Raw genomic sequence first — 17,795 nt, 5'->3', positions numbered from 1 at the left:
AACCGAAGAGGCGGGTGCGGTGAAACCGAAGGGCGGGGATGCGGTGAAACCGAAGAAGGGCGGGCCGCCGGCAGGGGAGTCCGGCGGCCCGCCCGAGGGGGGTGGTGGATGGGGGTCAGCTGACGTCGGAGGCGTCCAGGCGGTAGAGGCCGCTGTAGGCGCTCACGGCCGTGCCGTGCTTCTTGACCCAGGTCGAGATCTCGGAGTTGGTGGACTGGCCGCCGTTGCTGCTGACCACGATGTAGTGCAGCTTGCCCGACTTCACCAGGCTCTTCAGCTTGGCCAGGGTCATCGCGTTGTCGCTTCCGGACCAGCCGCCCATGGAGATGACCGGCTGGCCGGACTCCAGGATGATCGAGGACGCGGTCTGGTCGGTGGCCACCGCGACCAGCCAGGTGGCGCCGTCCTGGTGCTTCTTGAGGTACGTGATCATCGCGGAGCTGACGTCACCGCCCATGCCCCCGCCACCCATCTGGCCGCCCTCGGCCTTCGACGAGGAGGAGGACGAGGAGCCGGTGCTCGACGAGGACGAGGACGAAGAGCCGCTGCTCGACGAGGAGTTGGAGCCGCTGCCGGTCGGCGGCTGCCCCGAGCTGCCGGACCCGCTCGGCGCGTTGCCGCTCGGGGCGTCGCCGGTCGGCGCGCTGCCGCTCTTGCTGCCGCTGGGGCCGCCGCCCATGCCGCCACCGCCGCCCATGCCGCCACCCGTGCTGGGCCCGGCCGTCGGGTTCGTACCGTTGGTGCTCGCGGTCGTCGCCGCCGAGGCCGAGTAGGCCGCCGGCCCGGCGAGCAGCGCCACGATCGCCGCCAGCGCAGCGAAGCCGATCAGCTTCTGCCGCTTCATGAACCGGCCGGCGAGCAGACCGAGGACGGCCGCCGCACCCGCGACGCCGACCACGATCTCCGCGACCGTGTAGAGCGTCCCGGAACCGGAGACCCGCTGGAGCAGGACGACCGCCCAGACCGCGCTGACCGCGATCGCACCCGGCAGCACCCAGCCCCACTTCGCGACCGGCCCCTCCTTGAAGGCGCGGTACAGCATGACCCCGCCCGCACCGGCCAGTGCCGCGATGCCCGGGGCCATGGCGGTGACGTAGTAGGGGTGGAAGGTGCCCTCGGCGAGGGAGAAGGTCAGGTAGTGCAGGACGAACCAGCCGCCCCAGAGCATGAGGGCCGCGCGCTTGGCGTCCGTGCGGGGTGCCCGGCCGCGCAGGACGAGGCCGCCGATCAGGGCGATGGCCGCGAAGGGGATCAGCCAGGAGATCTGGCCGCCCATGATCTCGTTGAACATCCGGTAGAAGCCCGAACTGCCGCCGAAACTGGCGCCGTTGCCCTGCGAGCCCACCGAGGAGCTCGCACCGAAGATCCGGCCGAAGCCGTTGTAGCCGATGACCAGGTCCCACACCGTGTTGTCGGTCGAGCCGCCGATGTAGGGGCGGGAGGAGGCCGGGATCAGGTCGACGACCACCATCCACCAGGCGCTGGAGGCGATCAACGCCACCGTGCCGACGGCCAGGTTGCGGATGCGGCGGCCGAGGGAGGCGTTCGCCGCCCACAGGTAGACCAGGAAGAACGCGGGCAGGACGACGTACGCCTGCATCATCTTGGTGTTGAACGCGAAGCCGATCGCGACGCCGGACCACACCAGCGGCATCAGCCGTCCGGTGCGCACGGCCTTCAGCAGCGCGGCGGCGCCGAGCAGCATCAGGAAGACGAGGATCGGGTCCGGGTTGGTGTCGCGGTTGATGGCGACGGTGATCGGCGTGAGGGTCAGCGTGAGCGCGGCGATCGTGCCCGCCACGACCCCGAAGTCCCGCTTGACCAGCCGGTACAGCAGGGCCACCGAGCCCGTGCCCACGGCCACCATCGGCAGCATCAACTGCCAGGTGCCATAGCCGAACACGCGGGCCGACAGGCCCATCACCCACAGGGCGAACGGGGGTTTGTCGACGGTGATGAAGCTGCCGGAGTCCAGGGCGCCGAAGAAGAACGCCTTCCAGCTCTTGGTGCCGGAGTAGACGGCCGCGTTGTAGAAGGTGTTGCCGGTGATGGAGGAGAGGTTCCAGGCGTACAGGGCGGTGGCCAGGACGAGGATCGCCCACAGGGCCGGGCGGGCCCAGCGGGGGTCCTCGGGGGCGCCGGTGAACAGCCTTCTCATCCGGGTCGCGGGCGGGGGCGTGGCCCGGTGCCTGCCCTCCTGGGCGGGCGGCGCGGGCGGCGGGGCGAGGGTCGTCATGACGCGTGCTCCAGGAGGTGAGAGTCGTTCGCCCCAACGGGCAGGGATGCGTGGGTGGTCCGGGCGGCCGGCACCTGCGGTGTGCTGGTCCGGCGGGGTACGGCGATGCGGGTACGGCCGGTGAGGGTGCCGCGCAGCATCCGGCGCATGCCCTTGAGGTCGTCGAGGGCGGTGCGGACGATGTCGACGCGGCTGTCGGGGTCGTCGGTCCAGTCGACGGGCACCTCGTGGATGCGGAGCCTGTTGCGCTGGGCGAGGACCAGGAGTTCGGTGTCGAAGAACCAGGCGGTGTCCTCGATGTGCGGGGCGAGCGCCCGGAAGACGTCCGTGCGGACGGCCTTGAAGCCGCACTGCGCGTCGGAGAAGCGGGCGCCCAGGCCGGCCTTGAGGAGCAGGTTGTAGGAGCGGGAGATGAACTCCCGCTTCGGACCGCGCACGACGTCCGACTGGCGGTGCAGCCGGGTGCCGACGGCGAGGTCGCTGTGCCCGGACAGCAGCGGCGCGACCAGCGGGAGGAAGCCCTCCAGACCGGTGGAGAGGTCGACGTCCATGTAGGCGACGACGTCCGCGGTGGACTCGGACCACACCTGCTTGAGGGCACGGCCCCGGCCCTTGGCCGCCAGGTGCACGGCGTGCACGTGGGGGAGCCGCAGGGTCAGGTCCGTCGCCTCCGCCCAGGTGCCGTCGGTGCTCGCGTTGTCGGCGACGGTGATCCGGAACGGGAACGGGAAGGACTCTTCGAGGTATGCGTGGAGACGGCCGACGCTGTCGGCGAGGACGTGCGCCTCGTTGTGGACCGGCACCACGACCTCGACCGACCTGCGCCGGACGCCTCCCGCGTTCGTTTCGCTCATGACATGACCATCGGGTCCGTCGCTGTGGGATCCCTGAGCGGCTTCTGAGGGGCCGGTGAGAATCAGCGGACTCACAGGACGGCCACAGGAGACTGAGGACGGATCCCCAGGCCGGGGCCCGGGGGACCCTTCGTCCGGGCGCTTGAATCCAGCCATGCACTGGAAGAAGTGGTGAAACAAAAGAGGTCTAGACTCAGCCACCAACGGTCCAGACCCGAAGGGTATTCGGCGCTTTGATACGGATAGATTCAGTCACCAAGCGGTACCCGGACGGCACGGTGGCGGTCGACAACCTCTCCCTGGAGATACCCGACCGTTCGATCACCGTGTTCGTCGGTCCCTCGGGCTGCGGCAAGACGACGACCCTGCGGATGATCAACCGGATGATCGAGCCGAGCGAGGGCACGATCACCATCGACGGCAAGGACATCACGCAGCAGCCGGTCAACACCCTGCGGCGGTCCATGGGTTACGTCATCCAGAACGCCGGTCTCTTCCAGCACCGCACGATCATCGACAACATCGCCACCGTGCCCCGGCTGCTCGGCTGGGACAAGACCAAGGCCCGCGCCCGGGCCCGGGAGCTGATGGAGCGCGTCGGTCTCGACGGCTCGCTCGCCAAGCGCTACCCGTACCAGCTCTCCGGCGGCCAGCAACAGCGCGTCGGCGTCGCCCGCGCGCTCGCCGCGGACCCGCCGGTGCTGCTGATGGACGAGCCCTTCTCCGCCGTCGACCCGGTCGTACGCAAGGGACTGCAGGACGAACTCCTGCGCATCCAGGACGAGTTGGGCAAGACCATCGTCTTCGTCACGCACGACATCGACGAGGCCGTGAAGATCGGCACGATGGTCGCCGTGATGCGCACCGGCGGCCACCTCGCCCAGTTCGCCCCGCCCGCCGAGCTGCTGTCCGACCCGGCCGACGCCTTCGTGGAGGACTTCCTCGGCGCCGACCGCGGCATCCGGCGGCTGTCCTTCTTCTCCTCGGCCGGCCTCGACCTGCTCACCACCCCGATCGTGGCCGCCGACGCCACCGCCGAGCAGATCGCCGCCCGCACCTCCAAGGACGTGCCCTACCTCCTCGTGACCGATGTGAACGGCAAGCCCCTCGGCTGGAGCGAGCCCGCGCGCCTCACCGCCGGGGCCGTCGACCCGGCCCGGCTCCTGCCCTACGGGCGGCCCTTCGAGCACGGCAAGGAGTCGCTGCGCGCCGCGCTCGACGGCGCCGTGCTCTCGCCGACCGGCTGGGCCGTCGCGGTCGGCGCCGACGGCCGGGTGACCGGCGTGGTCTCGCAGCAGACCATCGGCGAGGCCATCCGCGCCGCGCACGCCGAGGGCCGCAGCGACGAGAAGGTCGCCGGATGAACGGCCTCTTCGACATACCGAGCGACCTGCAGAACACGTACTGGGGCCTGGTCGGCCTGCATCTGCGGCTCGCCCTGATCCCGGTCGTGGGCGGACTCGTGGTGGCCCTGCCGATCGCCCAACTGTGCGTACTGCTGCGCTGGTTGTACCCACCGGTCCTCTGGGTGACGACGATCCTCTACGCCATCCCCTCCCTGGCCTTCTTCGTCGTCCTCATCGACTACACCGGCCAGACCGACCTGACCGTGATGATCCCGCTGGGCGTCTACAGCCTGGTGGTCTTCGTCCCGGCCATCGTCGACGGCGTCCGCTCGGTCCCCCAGGAGACCCTCGACGCCGCCACCGCGATGGGCCTGGGGCCCGTACGCCGTTACTTCCAGGTCCAGTTGCCGATCGCCGCGCCCGCGATCATCGCCGGCCTCCGGGTCGCCACGGTCTCCAGCATCTCCCTGGTCAGCGTCGGCATGCTGATCGGCAACCAGGGCGGCCTCGGCAACCTCCTCAACGACGGCATGATCTACCACCAGCCCCGCCTGGTCTGGCTCTCGGTCATCGGCACCGCGGTCCTGGCCATCCTCGCCGACGCCCTGCTGGTCCTGGTCCGCGTACTGGTGACCCCCTGGATGCCGCGCGGCAACCGCAGGCCCCGCCCCGTCGACGAACCCGAACCGATGCAGATCGCCCTGGAGGACGCCGCCCGATGAACGTCCTCCACTTCATCAACGCCTTCTTCAGCGACAACGCCCACTGGCACGGCTACGACGGCATCCCCACCCGCCTGCGCGAGCACATCCAGTACTCCCTGACCGCCCTCGCCATCGCCGCCGTCATCGGCCTGCCGGCCGGCCTGATCACCGGTCACACCGGCCGCGGCGGCAACAGCGTGGCCTTCGTCGCCACGGCGGGCCGCGCCCTCCCCAGCTTCGGCCTCCTGGTCCTGATGTTCGTCCTCCTGGGCCTCGGCCTGACCCCGGTGATGATCCCGCTGGTGGTCCTGGCCGTCCCGCCGATCCTGGTCACCACCTACGAGGCGGTACGTTCCGTCGACCCGTCCCCGGTGGACGCGGCCCGAGGCATGGGCATGACCGAGTCCCGAGTCCTCTTCCAGGTCGAACTCCCGGTGGCCCTCCCCCTGATCCTCAGCGGCCTCCGCTCGGCGGCGATCCAGATCGTCTCGACGGCGACGATCGCCGCGTACGTCTCCCTGGGCGGCCTGGGAAGATACATCGTCGACGGCCTCTACCAGCGCAACTACGAGAAGGTGGTGGGCGGAGCGACGCTGGTGGCCGTCCTGGCTCTCATAACGCTGGGGTTCTTCTGGCTGGTGGCCCGCTTCACTGTGTCACCGGGAGTGCGTAGAGGCGCCCTTTAGGGGCGCGGGGCTGCATTCGATTTGCGGCTACCGCCGCGCGGGCGCGACAAGCCCCCACCGGCCGTCAGTCGAACACGGACCGATGGGGGCTTTGATCTCATCCTTGGCTGCGTGCCAACGCAAGCTCCAGCACAACCAGCAGAGCGTCCCGCACAGACCCCCGCTCCCGCGCGTCGAACACGATCACCGGCACCCGCTCGGCGACATCAAGCGCCCACCGAACCTCCTCCAACGTGTGCTCGACCTTCCCGTCGAACGCGTTGACGGCCACGGCGAACGGAATCTGCCGATGCTCGAAGTAGTCCACGGCGGCATAACAGTCGTCCAGCCGCCGCGTGTCGACGATGACGAGACCGCCCACCGCGCCCTCGACGATGTCGTCCCACATGAACCCGAACCGCTCCTGCCCGGGCGTGCCGAACAGATACAGCTTCAGCGTCGGGTCGATGGTGATGCACCCGAAGTCCATCGCCACCGTGGTCGTGGTCTTGCGCGGAGTGTGGCTGAGGTCGTCCACACCGGCCGCGACCTCGGTGATCGCGGCCTCCGTGGTCAGCGGCTCGATCTCGGAGATGGAGCCCACGGCGGTGGTCTTGCCCACGCCGAAGCCGCCCGCGATCACCATTTTGACCGGCAGCGGCGGTCGCACGGCGGCCACCGGAGCGGCCGCGAAGGTGGCGGCCGGTTCAGTCGGAGTCACGGAGTACCCCTCGGGAGTCGGGTATGGCACGCAGGGCGTCGATGACCCTGCGCAGGACGGTGGCGTCGTGCGTGACGCCGGAGTCGGGGACGTGCACCGCCAGATGCCCGGCGGCGCGCAGGTCCTCGGCGAGGACCCGTACGACGTTCAGATGCAGCCGCAGCCTGGCCGCGAGCTCCGCGATGGACTGCGGCTGCCGGCAGGCGGCGACGATGTCGTGCTGCTCGAAGGAGAGCCCGTCGAGCACGGCGAGACCCTCGGCGGTGGCCACCACCTGGGTCTCGACGGGCACCGGCCGGCCGGCCGCGGTGGGCGCCACCCGGCCGGCGGTGACCAGGAACGGCCGTACGGCGGAGGCGGGCCCCACCGGTTCCGGGCCGTCCTCGGGTGGGGAGCCGTCCGCCATGACGTGTCGCCCGCCTCGGTCAGAGGGCCGTCGGGGAGCCGACGCTGTTCTTCAGCGCGAGCACGAGCTGGGGGCTGAGCGCGGTGCCGGCCCGGTTGGCGAACAGCGTCATCTCGTAGGCGATGTTGCCCAGCTTGGCCTCCTTGTCGGTGACCACGCCGAGCACGGCGCCGCTGCCGATGGCGGAGACCAGGACATGGCCGCCCTCCAGGTCGATGATGACCTTGTTGAGGCCGCCCAGGCCGTAGTTGCCGGACGCGCCGGCGGCCAGGCTGGTGATGCCGGAGACGATCGCGGCCAGCCGTTCGGAGTCGGCGTGCTCGCGCAGCTCGGACACGGCGATGAGCAGTCCGTCGGAGGACACCGCGATGGCGTCGACGACGCCGGCGGTCTCGGTCGCGAAACGGTTCAGCAGCCAGGTGAAATCGGCTGCCGCGGCCTGCAGTTCGGCCGGCGTGGTGGCTCCCGAGGGGGGAGTGTCACCTGTCGACGTACTCACTGCTCGGCTCCTTCCGGGAGGTGGTTCTGGTCCTGCGGGTCGGGGGTGGGGCGGTCGCCGGGCCGGCCGGCGCCGGGGGCGTCGTCGGCCGCGGCGCGGCTGTCGCGGTTGGCCCGGGCGACGGCCGCCTCGAACTCGTCGAGCGCGTCCCGGACGGCGGCCGCGTCGGCGGGCCGTGCGACCTGCCGGGCCGCCTGCTGGGCGGCGTCGACGGTGGTGCGCAGGGTGGCACCGCGGACCCGGCGGCGCAGCGGGCGTGCGGAGCCGTCGCCGGGGGGCGGCGCGGCTCCGGTCGGGGACGAGCCGGACGGCACTGTCCCACCGGCCCTGACCTCGAAAGACGATACCGGCTCAGCAAGCCCGCCGACTCGTCCGGGGGTTGAATCACCGGACCGGGCGTGGGTCACACCGGCTTCTTCGGTACGGGCCTGGGGGATGAACGGAGCCGTCTCGTGACCGGACGCGGCGGCCGGGGTCGCGTCCGGGTCCGCCCCGGGGGCCGCCGAAGCGGTGACCGCGTCCGCCGCGGCCTCCGCGTCCGTCTCCCGGCGTGGCACGCGGCGCGGCAGCGGGCTCGGCCGGCCGTCGGCCGTGGTGCCGTGCGCCAAGCCGGTGTTCTCCTCGACGGCGGACGAGGGCCGGGGACCGGACACGCCGGCCGGTGCGTCGTCGCCACGTTCGGCCCAGGAGGGCACGGTCGCTCCGCCGGAAACCCGGGCTGCCCCCACCGAACCACCGGAGGCCCGATCAGCCGCCACCGAACCACCGGAGGCCCGGTCAGCGGCCACCGGACCGCCGGAGGCCCGGTCAGCGGCCACCGGACCGCCGGAGGCCTGGTCAGCCGCCGCCGAACCACCGGAGGCCTGGGCGCCCACGGAACCACCGGAGACCCGCGAACCCGTAGAACCACCGGAGACCCGCGGACCCGTAGCACCGCCGACCGCCTGTGCACCCGTAGCACCGCCGAGCGCCTGTGCCCCCGTCGAACCGCCGGCGGCAACCCCCACCGGACTCATCGTCAGCAGCAGTGCCGACGGGACCGTCACCTCCGCCGTCACGCCGCCGCCCGGTGTGCGGGACAGGGTGACCGCGACATCCCAGCGGCGGGCCAGCGTGCCGACCACGAACAGGCCGAGCACCTTCGTCGGTACGACGTCCAGGCGCTCGCGGCGGATGAGGCGCGCGTTCTCCTCGGCCAGCCGCTCCGCGCCCATGCCGAGGCCGTGGTCGGCGATCACGATCGTCGCGCCGGCCGGGGAGTCCTCGCCGGAGGAGTCCTTCACGTACACCTCGACGGGGCTGCCCACCGGCGAGAACGACACGGCGTTCTCCAGGAGTTCGGCCACCATCAGGGTCAGGTCGCCGATGATGTCGGGCTCGACCATGACCTCGGTCCGCGCGTGCAGCTGCACCCGCTGGAACCCCTCGATCTGGCCCAGCGCGGCCCGTACGACGTTGGTGAGCGCCGTGGGCCCGGAGTCCAGGACCGTCTCGCGGATGCCGGCGAGCAGCATCAGGCTGTCGGCGTTGCGGCGCAGACGGACCGCGATGTGGTCGATGGAGTAGAGGCGTTCGAGCAGCGCCGGGTCGGTCTCGCCGCGCTCCACCGCGTCGATGAGCGCGAGCTGACGCGTCGTCAGATTGCTGACGCGGCGACCGACGTTGCCGAACATCTCGGCCACGTTGCGCCGGCTGAGCACCTGCCGTTCCAGCAGCGCGATCGCGGTGGTCTGCACCCGGTTGAACACCTCGGCCAGCGCGCCGATCTCGTCGTTCGCGGTGACCGGCATCTCCCGCAGCTTCGGCGGGCTGTCGTCCTCGGCGTCGTCGTCGGCCACCCGGGCCAGCTCGCGCCCGGCCACGTCGGCGACCTCCTGGGCCGCGCCGGTGAGGGCCATGACGGGCCGGACCACCGAGCGGCGCACGATGATCGAGAAGGCGATCCAGAGCGCGAAGCCGAGCAGACCGATGTTCAGCAGCAGCCCGGCCCGCCAGGCGGCGTCGCTGGAGGAGGCGTCGGCGCGGTCGGCGATCTGGTCGATGAGCGAGGACGTGATCTTCAGTCGGCTCGCCGCCTGCTGCGGATAGGCCGGGTAGTCGCCCAGCGCGTCCCGGAAGGCCGCCTTGATGTCGGCCGGCGTCTCGGCCTGCAGGGTGCTGGGGGCGACCTGGAGCTCGGCGTACGCCTCGGAGATCTCCCGCATGGCGGCCGTGTGCTCGATGCCGGTGAGCTGGTCGGCCTGCTTCTCGCTGGCGAACCGGCCGAAGCGCTGGGCCTGGTTCTCGTAGAGCTCGTACGCGCCGACGGCGGTCGTGAACTCGATCAGCGCGTTGGTGTCACCGGTCGTCGCGGAGAACACGCCGGTCTCGAAGGAGCCGTGCGCGGCGTCGGCGCGCAGCAGCGAGTCGAGGAGGTTGCCGGTGAAGGTGGCGGCGAGTTCCGCGTTGCGGTCCAGGCCCAGGCCGTCGATCAGGGTCCTGGCAGCGTTGTCGTACGCGGGGTCGATGTTGCTCGCGGGCAGATAGCTCTGCTCGACGGTGCCGCGCAGGCTGGTGAGGCCCTCGACCTCCTTGAGCGCCTGCGCCTCGCTGTCCGGCAGCTCGTCGCCGAAGGCGTCGCGCACCCGCGTGATCTGCGTGTCCACGGCCTGCTGCGCCCTGCGGTAGGCGGCGAGCGTGGACTCGGTGCCCTGGCCGCCCGCCTCGTAGCGCACGGAGAGCAGGATCGCCAGCTGGTGCTCGCTCTCCACCTTGTTGACGAGCGTGGCGACCTGTTCGCTGTTGCGCACCAGGTCGGCCGCCGACTTCGCGTCCTGTGACTGACCGACCTGGTCGACGATGAGATAGGCGAGCAGTGCGGCCACAACGGTCAGCGGTACGCCGACCAGGAGGTTGAGTTTGCGCCTGAACGTCCACCGGTCGGCGAACCCGCGGATGCCGCGCCGTGGCGACGGCGGGGCGGGCCGGGCGGTCGCGTCCACCTCTTTCGTGGACACCGGGCCTCCTTCACAGGGGATCTCACACAGGGGATCTCATCGCGCGCGACGACTGTGACGACACGCATGACCGAATCTGATCGATGAAGATATCGTGGAAAACGGTGCTCGATGGCACCGAAGCGACCCCCGCGCACCGCTGTTACCGACGCCAACTGCGGTGAGACTACCGCCTCATGGAACGATCAAGGGCGTCGCCCTACGTCAAGAATCCGTTACAAAGCGCCGCCGGATCGTCCGCGGTCCGTTCACGCTGCATTCACAACTGATCACGCATTGAGGCCAATTGGTGACCAGGCTGCTCTTGACTGAGTGAGAACAGGCTGGATTGGATCAGTTCCAGAGCTTCCTTCTCATCAATCCCCCGAGTCCGGAACGGGAATCGTGAACTCCAACGCCCCACGCAGCAGGTCCATCAAGAGCTACTCCGCGACGGCCGTCGCGCTCGCCGCGACCACGGCCCTGCTGGCGGGATGTGGTTCCTCCAACGACGACAGCAACTCCTCCGACCCGCTGCAGGGCGGCGGGAAGTCCGACGGCAAGACCGTCGTCGTCGGCTCCAACAACTTCGCCGAGAGCATCCTGATCGCCGACATCTACGGCGAGGCACTCAAGGCCAAGGGAGTCAAGGTCACCTACAAGCCGAACATCGGCAGCCGCGAGACCACCTACGGCCTGCTGAAGAACGGCTCCATCACGGTGCTGCCGGAGTACAACGGCGCGCTTCTCGCCTACCTCGACCCGAAGGCCGCGCCGAAGACGGTCGAGGCCACCACGGCGGCGATCGAGGCCAAGCTGGACTCGAAGCTGACGCTCCTCGACCCTGCCTCCGCGCAGGACAAGGACTCGGTGACGGTCAACAAGGCCACCGCCGACAAGTACAAGCTGACCTCCGAGTCCTCCATCGCGGACCTCAAGGACATCGCGAAGGACCTGACCATCGGCGCCTCGCCGGAGTTCCAGACCCGGCAGCAGGGACTGGTGGGCCTGAAGTCGGTGTACGGCCTGGAGTTCAAGGGCTTCAAGGCGCTGGACGCGGGCGGTCCGCTGACCCAGGCGGCGCTGAAGAAGAACACGGTGCAGGCCGCGGACCTCTTCACCACGGACCCGACGATCACCAAGGAGAAGCACGTCGTCCTCCAGGACCCGAAGAACCTCTTCGGCTTCGAGAACGTGCAGCCCCTCGTCTACAAGAGCGGCCTGTCCTCGGACGGCGTCGCCGCGCTGAACGCGGTCTCCGCCAAGCTCGACACCAAGGCCCTGCTCGACCTCGACTCCCAGGTTCAGCTCGACAACAAGGACCCGCTGGACGTCGCGAAGGCCTGGCTGAAGTCGGTCGGCCTGGTCAGCTGACCCGAGGCCCCGGACCCACCGGCGCGGGCGGCCCCTTCCACGAGGGGGCGCCCGCGCCCGGCTGTGCTCAGTAGCCGACGTAGAAGGTCGCGTCCTGCTGCTCGGTGCTGGTGGAGATCGGGTCGATGCGCAGGACGTAGTTCGAGTGGCGGATGTACCGCGTCGGGTAGTTGTACGAGCGGAACGACGACCACGAGGAGTCGGCGAGGCCCGCCGTCCGGTAGAACGTGGCGTCCGCGGCGAACGTCGAGGTGCCGTCGTTCACGTCGAGCTGCAGCGCGTAGTTGTAGTGCCGCAGGTAGCGGGTCGGGTAGTTGACCGACTGGAAGGACACCCCGCCGCTGTCCGCGAGACCGGGCACCAGCTTCCACATCGAGTCGGTGTACGGGTCGAAGGCGTACTCGTCGATCCGGCCCACGTAGTTGCTGTGCCGGACGTAACGCGCCGGGTAGTTGTAGGACTTGAGCCGGTTCCAGGCGGGTGTGCCCCACTTGGCGACCAGGTTGTTGTACTCGGTGGACGTGATCGGCTGGATGCCGCAGTGCTTGGAGTTGAGCGGCTGGGTGTAGATCTTCTGGTCGAGGGCCGTCCAGGTGCCGGCCGCCAGGCTGTTGGTCTGCCAGGCGTAGAAGACGCCGTTGGGCGACCAGGTGTCGCCCCACAGGTACCAGGTGGAGCTCGACGTCAGGGACTTGACCAGCGTCGGCGCCTCGGTGCCGTTGTGCGAGACCGCGGTGCTGAACTCGGTGAAGCTGCCGGGGTCGAGGGAGGCGGACTTCGCGCCGACCAGGGTCGAGTTCTTCTTGAAGTAGAGGTAGTTGACCCCGTTCACGCCCACGGCCAGGTCACCGTCGATGACGTCGTAGCCCGGGTCGAAGAAGACCTGCGGGTCGGAGGCGGTCACGAAGTCGCTGGTGTAGTTCACCATGATGACGTTGTGGCCGCTGGAGTTCACGGCCGAGTAGATCACGCCGTACTGCCCGCGGCCCGCGTCCCAGTACGCCTCGGGCGCCCAGGCGTGGGTGTCCATGCTGTGCACCTTCATCCGCCGGTAGCCGGTGAAGCTGCGCAGGTCGGTGGAGTCCCAGACGTGGATGTACTGGCTGACGTACGTCCAGTCGGTGCCGTTCAGGTCGGTGGCGAGCACCACGAACGTGCCGTCCTGCTTGCGCAGGATGAAGGGGTCGCGCAGACCCAGCGAGCCCTCGGTCGGGGTGGCGACCGGGTCGTTCTGGTTGAGCGGGGTCCACTGGAGCCCGTCGATGCTGACGGCCAGGTGCAGGCCGTAGTTGGCGGCGAGCATGTCCGGCGACTCGGTGAAGTAGCACATGACGTACGCCGAGTTGGTGGCGGCCCTGGCCGCTGCGGCGCCGAGCGCCAGCGCGCCGGTGGCGGCCAGCGGGACGGTCGCGGCCATGCCGAGGAAGGAGCGGCGGGAGGTGCGGGGGAGGGGGTGGTCCGGTGTGGCGTTCATGTGCTCTCCAGGGGCGTGCGGGGGATGCCCGATGACCGAGATTCGATATATCGAACGAAGTTCGGTAAGTCGATCAGAAGGTAGAGATGTGACGAGTGCGCGTCAATCACACGGTCGGGCTTGGCTGGTTCTCTTCGTTCACCTTGCCGTTGCCTTTGGTGGCCCTGTGTGGATCAAGCTCCGCCCGCACCCGCGCCGCCGCCCCCACCGCCACCGCGTCCCCGCCGAGCCCGGCCGGCAGCACCCGCAGCGGGTGTCCGCTCACCGGCGGTTCGGCGGCCAGCGTCCGCCGGATCACCGGCTCTATCAGCGCCCAGGACCGGCTGACACCCCCGCCGATCACGAACGTCGTGACATCCAGCAGCCCCGCCGTGACCAGGATCGCCCGGGCCACCCCCGCGCCCGCCGCCTCGTACACCGCCACCGCGTCCGCGTCACCCCGGCCGGCCGCCTCGGCGACCTCCCGCGCGGACACCGCCCGGCCGGTCCGCTCGCCGTAACGGGCGGCGAGCGCGCGGCCGGAGGCCAGCGTCTCCAGATGCCCGCGCCCGCCACAGGTGCACGGCAGCTCACCGAAGCCGGGCACATGCCCGATCTCGCCCGCGGCACCGTGCGGCCCGTCGTAAAGGGCGCCATTCAGCCACAGCGCCCCACCGACCCCGGTGCCCAGCGTCATCCCGAGCACATCCGGCTCGCCCGCCACCGCACCGGCCATCGCCTCACCGCGCAGGAACGCGTTGACGTCATTGTCCAGGAACGCCGGTACCCCCAGCGCCCGTTCCACCTCCGCCGTCACCCCGAACCCGGCCCAGCCCCGGAACGAGTCGCTCGCCACCAGCACCCGCCCGGCCCGCGCGTCCACCACCCCCGCCGCCCCGACCCCCACCCCGAGCAGCCGCCCGGGCGTACGGTCCAGCAGCAGTCGTACGGCGTCCAGCGCGGCGCCCACCATCGCCGCCCCGCCCTCGGCCGCCGGGGTCGGCACCTCCAGCCGGTCGGCGACCGTCAAGTCACCCGCGCAGAGCACCACTTGGGTGGTCGTACCGCCGATGTCGACGCCCACGACGAGGGCCGTCATACGGTGACCCCGGCACGCCGCCGCCGCTGCACCACCGGATCCGGCACAGGCACGGCCGCGATGAGCCGCCGGGTGTACTCGCTCCGCGGGCGCAGCAGGGTGGACATGGTCGGCCCCTGCTCCTCGACGCACCCGGCCCGCATCACGACGACCCGGTGCGCGAACTGCTGCACCACGGCCAGGTCGTGGGAGACGAACAGACAGCCGAAGCCCAGCTCGCGCTGCAACTCGGCGATCACCTCCAGGACCGTGCGCTGCACACTGACGTCCAGCGCGCTCGTCGGCTCGTCGGCGACGAGCAGCCGTGGTTCGAGCACCAGGGCGCGGGCGAGGCTGACCCGCTGCCGCTGACCGCCGGACAGTTCACGCGGGCCACGCGCCATCAACTCCTTCGGCAGCCGCACCAGTTCGAGCACCTCGGCCACCCTGGCCCGCCGCTCGGCAGCCGACATCCCGCGCCGGTGCATCCGCAGCGGTTCGGCGACACACTCGGCCACGCTCATGCGCGCGTCGAGCGAGGCGACCGGGTCCTGGAGCACCACGCCCACACCCGACAGCAGGGCACGCCGCCGCCGGCCCCGGGAACGCGCCAGGTCGGTGCCGAAGAGCGACACCGTTCCCGAGTCCGGCGGGATCAGGCCCAGGGCGACCCGGGCCGCCGTCGACTTGCCGGATCCGGACTCGCCCACGAGGCCGACGGTCTCGCCGGGGCGCACGTCGAGGCTCACTCCGTCGAGCGCCCGTACAGCGCGCGGGCCCCTCCCGAACCGCACCCGCACGTCCCGGAGTTCCACCACCGGAGCGTCCTGCCTGGGCGCCGGGTCCTCGCCCTGGAACACCAGCCTCGGCACCGCCGCCAGCAGCTTCCGCGTGTACTCGTGCCGGGGCCGCAGCAGCACCTCCTCGACCGGTCCGGTCTCCACGATCTCGCCGTTCAGCATCACGGCCACCCGGTCGGCGAAGTCGGCGACCACGCCCATGTTGTGGGTGACGAGCAGCACGCCCGTGCCCGAGTCGGCGGCCAACCCCCGTAGCAGATCGAGGATTTCGGCCTGGACGGTCACATCCAGCGCGGTCGTCGGCTCGTCCGCGATCAGCAGCCCCGGCGAGTTGGCGATCGCCATGGCGATGACGACACGCTGCCGCTGCCCGCCGGAGAGCTGGAAGGGGAAGGCCCTCGCCCGCTGCTCGGGCTCGGGGATGCCGACGCGGCGCAGAAGCTCGATCGCCTCACGGGCGGCCTCGGCCCGGCCGAGGGGGCGGTGGTTGCGTATGACCTCGGCGATCTGTGCGCCGACCCGGGTGAGCGGGTCGAGCGCGGTGGCCGGCTCCTGGAACACCATCGACGCGGTACGGCCGCGCAGCCGGGCCAGCTCGGCCTCGCCGGCGCCGACGACCTGGGTGCCGTCGACGGTGACCCGGCCGCTCGCGCGGGCGTTGCCGGGGAGCAGACCCATGGCGGCCAGGGCGACGGTGGACTTGCCGGAGCCGGACTCGCCCACCAGGGCGAGGGTCTCACTTGTATGCACGTGCAGTGATATGTCACATACCGCAGGGACCTCGCCGGTGTCCGTAGCGAACCTGACCTGCAGATCCTCGACCTCCAACACCCTCTCCCGCTCCCCACTCACCCGCGCCCCCTCACGTCAAAGGCGTCCCGCAACCCGTCCCCGATCGCGTTGAACGCGCACACCACCAGAATGATCGCCAACCCCGGCGGCACGATCAGCCACCATCGGCCGGAGTACGCCGCCGTCAGACCGGCCGACAGCATCCCGCCCCAGTCGGTCTTCGGCGGCTGCACACCCAGGCCCAGATACGACACGTACGCCACGAGCAGGATCGCGTCGGCGACCTGGAAGGTGGCCGCGACGACGATCGTGGACACCGAGTTGGGCAGGATGTGCCGGGTGATCGCCCGCGTGTGGGTGCCGCCGGTCGCGCGCAGGGTCAGTACGTAGTCCCGGCTCTTCAGTGTCAGCGTCTCGGCCCGCACCAGCCGGGACGGCACCAGCCACGACACCAGCCCGAGCACCAGGATCAACCCGGCCGTGTCCGGGGTCGTGATCGCGGACACCACCAGCAGGATGAACAGCGCGGGGATGGCGATCCCGGCGTCCACGACCCGCATCATCACCGCGTCGACCCAGCCGCCCGCGTATCCCGCGGCCGCACCCCACAAGGTCCCGATGACCGTCGCGAGGATCCCGGCCGCGAGCCCGACGAGCAACGAGACCTTCCCGCCGTACATGAGCCGCCCGAGCTCGTCGTGCCCCACGGCGTCGGTGCCGAGCCAATGGGCGCCGCCGGGGGCGAGGTTGACCTGGCCGAGGTCGGTGTGGGTCTGGTCGGTGGAATGGAGGAGCGGCCCGACGAAGCAGAACAGAAGGAACAGCAGGACCACCGCGAGACCGGCGACCGCGAGCTTGTTGCGGGTGAACTTCCGCAGGGACACCCGGTAGTTGGGGACGGCCTCGACGGGCGCGGTCTGCAGTACGGCAGTCATGCGCGCCCCGCCTTCACTCGTGGATCGACGATCCGCTGGACGACGTCGGCGAGCAGCGTGCCCACGACCGTCGCGACGGAGATGACCAGCACGCAGCCCAGCAGCACCGGATAGTCGGACGACTGCGCGGCGCTCCAGAACAGCAGCCCCATCCCCGGGTAGTTGAAGAGCTGCTCGACGACCAGCGCACCGCCGAACAGCACCGGCACGTAGTAGCCGAGCATCGCGATCACCGGCGTCAGCGAGTTGCGGAAGACGTGCCGGAAGAGGATCGCCCCCTGCCGGGAGCCGCCCGCCCGAGCGGTGCGGACGTAGTCCTCGGACAGGTTCTCCAGGGTCGCGGCCCGCATGTACCGGCTGAACACGGCGACCATGGAGGCCGCCCCCGTGACGACCGGCAGGACCAGCGCCACCGGATCCGCGAACACCTGGGCCGGCGTGTCCCCTTGGGGCGCCTGCGAGGGGAACCAGTTCAGTTCCTGGGTGAAGACCAGCACCAGGATCAGCCCCAGGAAGTACACCGGGGTCGAGTACGCGACGAAGCTCAGGGTCGTGATCACGTAGTCCGCGGGCTTGTTGCGCCGCACCGCCTGCCACATCCCCAGCGGGACGGCCAGCAGCAGCCCGACGACGGCCGACAGGACCGTCAACACCAGGGTCTTCGGCAGCCGTTGCCCGACGAGCTGGGAGACCGCCTCGTTCAGGGTGTACGAGGTCCCGAGGTCACCGTGGAGCAGGGTGCGCAGGTAGTAGACGTACTGGACGGGCAGCGGCCGGTCCAGCCCCTGGTCGTGGTCGAAGGCGGCGATCTGCTGGGCCGTCGCCTGCGGGCCGAGGATCCCGCGTGCGGGACCCCCGGGCAGCGCGTGCAGCAGGCAGAAGACCACGACCGTGACGATGAGGATCACCACGAGCGCCTGGGCCGTCCGCCGGGCGAGGTAGGCGAGAGTCTCCATG

15 protein-coding genes are annotated in these 17,795 nt (G+C 70.6%); 4 read left to right on the top strand and 11 right to left on the bottom strand.

Features of this window, described 5'->3' with window-relative positions; translation table 11 throughout:
• Positions 1-115: 115 nt before the first annotated feature.
• Together MQP27_RS11030 and MQP27_RS11025 are read right to left on the bottom strand one after the other, a co-directional pair.
• Complete coding sequence (locus tag MQP27_RS11030) at positions 116-2,236, bottom strand: ArnT family glycosyltransferase (protein ID WP_242764412.1); 2,121 nt, start codon at positions 2,234-2,236, stop codon at positions 116-118.
• A complete protein-coding gene (locus MQP27_RS11025) occupies positions 2,233-3,090 on the bottom strand; it encodes a glycosyltransferase (protein WP_308289921.1) in 858 nt (285 codons plus the stop codon). The genes MQP27_RS11030 and MQP27_RS11025 overlap by 4 nt, the downstream gene beginning before the upstream one ends.
• A 233-nt stretch (positions 3,091-3,323) precedes the next feature.
• Between MQP27_RS11025 and MQP27_RS11020 the strand changes: the two genes are divergently transcribed.
• From MQP27_RS11020 to MQP27_RS11010, 3 genes are read left to right on the top strand one after another with little or no spacing between them, the layout of a single operon-like run.
• Positions 3,324-4,454 (top strand): ABC transporter ATP-binding protein, encoded by a 1,131-nt coding sequence (locus MQP27_RS11020; protein WP_242764410.1) that lies wholly within the window; start codon positions 3,324-3,326, stop codon positions 4,452-4,454.
• Complete coding sequence (locus MQP27_RS11015; RefSeq protein ID WP_242764408.1) at positions 4,451-5,158, top strand: ABC transporter permease; 708 nt, start codon at positions 4,451-4,453, stop codon at positions 5,156-5,158. Before MQP27_RS11020 ends, MQP27_RS11015 begins: the two co-directional genes overlap by 4 nt.
• The gene (locus tag MQP27_RS11010) at positions 5,155-5,826 is read left to right on the top strand and encodes an ABC transporter permease (RefSeq protein WP_242764406.1); all 672 of its coding nucleotides are present in this window, start codon (positions 5,155-5,157) and stop codon (positions 5,824-5,826) included. The genes MQP27_RS11015 and MQP27_RS11010 overlap by 4 nt, the downstream gene beginning before the upstream one ends.
• 97 nt (positions 5,827-5,923) lie before the next feature.
• Here MQP27_RS11010 and MQP27_RS11005 read toward each other — a convergent pair whose 3' ends face one another.
• Genes MQP27_RS11005 through MQP27_RS10990 form a run of 4 tightly spaced genes read right to left on the bottom strand, consistent with a single transcriptional unit; the run spans position 5,924 to position 10,427 of the window.
• A complete protein-coding gene (locus tag MQP27_RS11005; RefSeq protein ID WP_242764404.1) occupies positions 5,924-6,526 on the bottom strand; it encodes a GTP-binding protein in 603 nt (200 codons plus the stop codon).
• Positions 6,513-6,932 (bottom strand): DUF742 domain-containing protein, encoded by a 420-nt coding sequence (locus MQP27_RS11000; RefSeq protein ID WP_242764402.1) that lies wholly within the window; start codon positions 6,930-6,932, stop codon positions 6,513-6,515. The genes MQP27_RS11005 and MQP27_RS11000 overlap by 14 nt, the downstream gene beginning before the upstream one ends.
• Positions 6,933-6,951: 19 nt before the next feature.
• Positions 6,952-7,431 carry a roadblock/LC7 domain-containing protein gene (locus MQP27_RS10995; protein ID WP_242764400.1) on the bottom strand — a complete coding sequence of 160 codons (480 nt, stop codon included), beginning with the start codon at positions 7,429-7,431 and terminating at the stop codon, positions 6,952-6,954.
• Positions 7,428-10,427, bottom strand: coding sequence for an ATP-binding protein (locus MQP27_RS10990; RefSeq protein ID WP_242764398.1), 3,000 nt, complete (start codon positions 10,425-10,427; stop codon positions 7,428-7,430). The genes MQP27_RS10995 and MQP27_RS10990 overlap by 4 nt, the downstream gene beginning before the upstream one ends.
• A 384-nt stretch (positions 10,428-10,811) precedes the next feature.
• Between MQP27_RS10990 and MQP27_RS10985 the strand changes: the two genes are divergently transcribed.
• A complete protein-coding gene (locus MQP27_RS10985; RefSeq protein WP_242764396.1) occupies positions 10,812-11,780 on the top strand; it encodes an ABC transporter substrate-binding protein in 969 nt (322 codons plus the stop codon).
• 67 nt (positions 11,781-11,847) lie between these two features.
• Here MQP27_RS10985 and MQP27_RS10980 read toward each other — a convergent pair whose 3' ends face one another.
• From MQP27_RS10980 to MQP27_RS10960, 5 genes are all read right to left on the bottom strand, one after another.
• Positions 11,848-13,254 (bottom strand): glycoside hydrolase family 43 protein, encoded by a 1,407-nt coding sequence (locus tag MQP27_RS10980; RefSeq protein WP_242764394.1) that lies wholly within the window; start codon positions 13,252-13,254, stop codon positions 11,848-11,850.
• A 106-nt stretch (positions 13,255-13,360) separates the two neighbouring features.
• Positions 13,361-14,332 carry an ROK family protein gene (locus MQP27_RS10975; protein WP_242764392.1) on the bottom strand — a complete coding sequence of 324 codons (972 nt, stop codon included), beginning with the start codon at positions 14,330-14,332 and terminating at the stop codon, positions 13,361-13,363.
• Positions 14,329-15,942 carry a dipeptide ABC transporter ATP-binding protein gene (locus MQP27_RS10970; RefSeq protein ID WP_443735751.1) on the bottom strand — a complete coding sequence of 538 codons (1,614 nt, stop codon included), beginning with the start codon at positions 15,940-15,942 and terminating at the stop codon, positions 14,329-14,331. Before MQP27_RS10970 ends, MQP27_RS10975 begins: the two co-directional genes overlap by 4 nt.
• 17 nt (positions 15,943-15,959) lie before the next feature.
• Entirely contained in the window at positions 15,960-16,838 is an 879-nt protein-coding gene (locus tag MQP27_RS10965) for an ABC transporter permease (protein WP_242764389.1), read from the bottom strand.
• A complete protein-coding gene (locus MQP27_RS10960; RefSeq protein WP_242764387.1) occupies positions 16,835-17,794 on the bottom strand; it encodes an ABC transporter permease in 960 nt (319 codons plus the stop codon). Before MQP27_RS10960 ends, MQP27_RS10965 begins: the two co-directional genes overlap by 4 nt.
• Position 17,795: the final 1 nt, after the last annotated feature.

The sequence above is a fragment of the Streptomyces cylindrosporus genome, from assembly GCF_022698165.1.
GTDB lineage: Bacteria > Actinomycetota > Actinomycetes > Streptomycetales > Streptomycetaceae > Streptomyces > Streptomyces cylindrosporus.
Note: the sequence above shows the minus strand (reverse complement) of the source record. Positions and strands in the feature narration are given on the sequence as shown.

Coding starts and splice junctions, on each gene's coding strand:
- MQP27_RS11030 (WP_242764412.1), bottom strand. CDS start 2,236: ATGACGACCCTCGCCCCGCCGCCCGCGCCGCCCGCCCAGGAGGGCAGG.
- MQP27_RS11025 (WP_308289921.1), bottom strand. CDS start 3,090: ATGAGCGAAACGAACGCGGGAGGCGTCCGGCGCAGGTCGGTCGAGGTC.
- MQP27_RS11015 (WP_242764408.1), top strand. CDS start 4,451: ATGAACGGCCTCTTCGACATACCGAGCGACCTGCAGAACACGTACTGG.
- MQP27_RS11010 (WP_242764406.1), top strand. CDS start 5,155: ATGAACGTCCTCCACTTCATCAACGCCTTCTTCAGCGACAACGCCCAC.
- MQP27_RS11000 (WP_242764402.1), bottom strand. CDS start 6,932: ATGGCGGACGGCTCCCCACCCGAGGACGGCCCGGAACCGGTGGGGCCC.
- MQP27_RS10980 (WP_242764394.1), bottom strand. CDS start 13,254: ATGAACGCCACACCGGACCACCCCCTCCCCCGCACCTCCCGCCGCTCC.
- MQP27_RS10975 (WP_242764392.1), bottom strand. CDS start 14,332: ATGACGGCCCTCGTCGTGGGCGTCGACATCGGCGGTACGACCACCCAA.
- MQP27_RS10965 (WP_242764389.1), bottom strand. CDS start 16,838: ATGACTGCCGTACTGCAGACCGCGCCCGTCGAGGCCGTCCCCAACTAC.
- MQP27_RS10960 (WP_242764387.1), bottom strand. CDS start 17,794: ATGGAGACTCTCGCCTACCTCGCCCGGCGGACGGCCCAGGCGCTCGTG.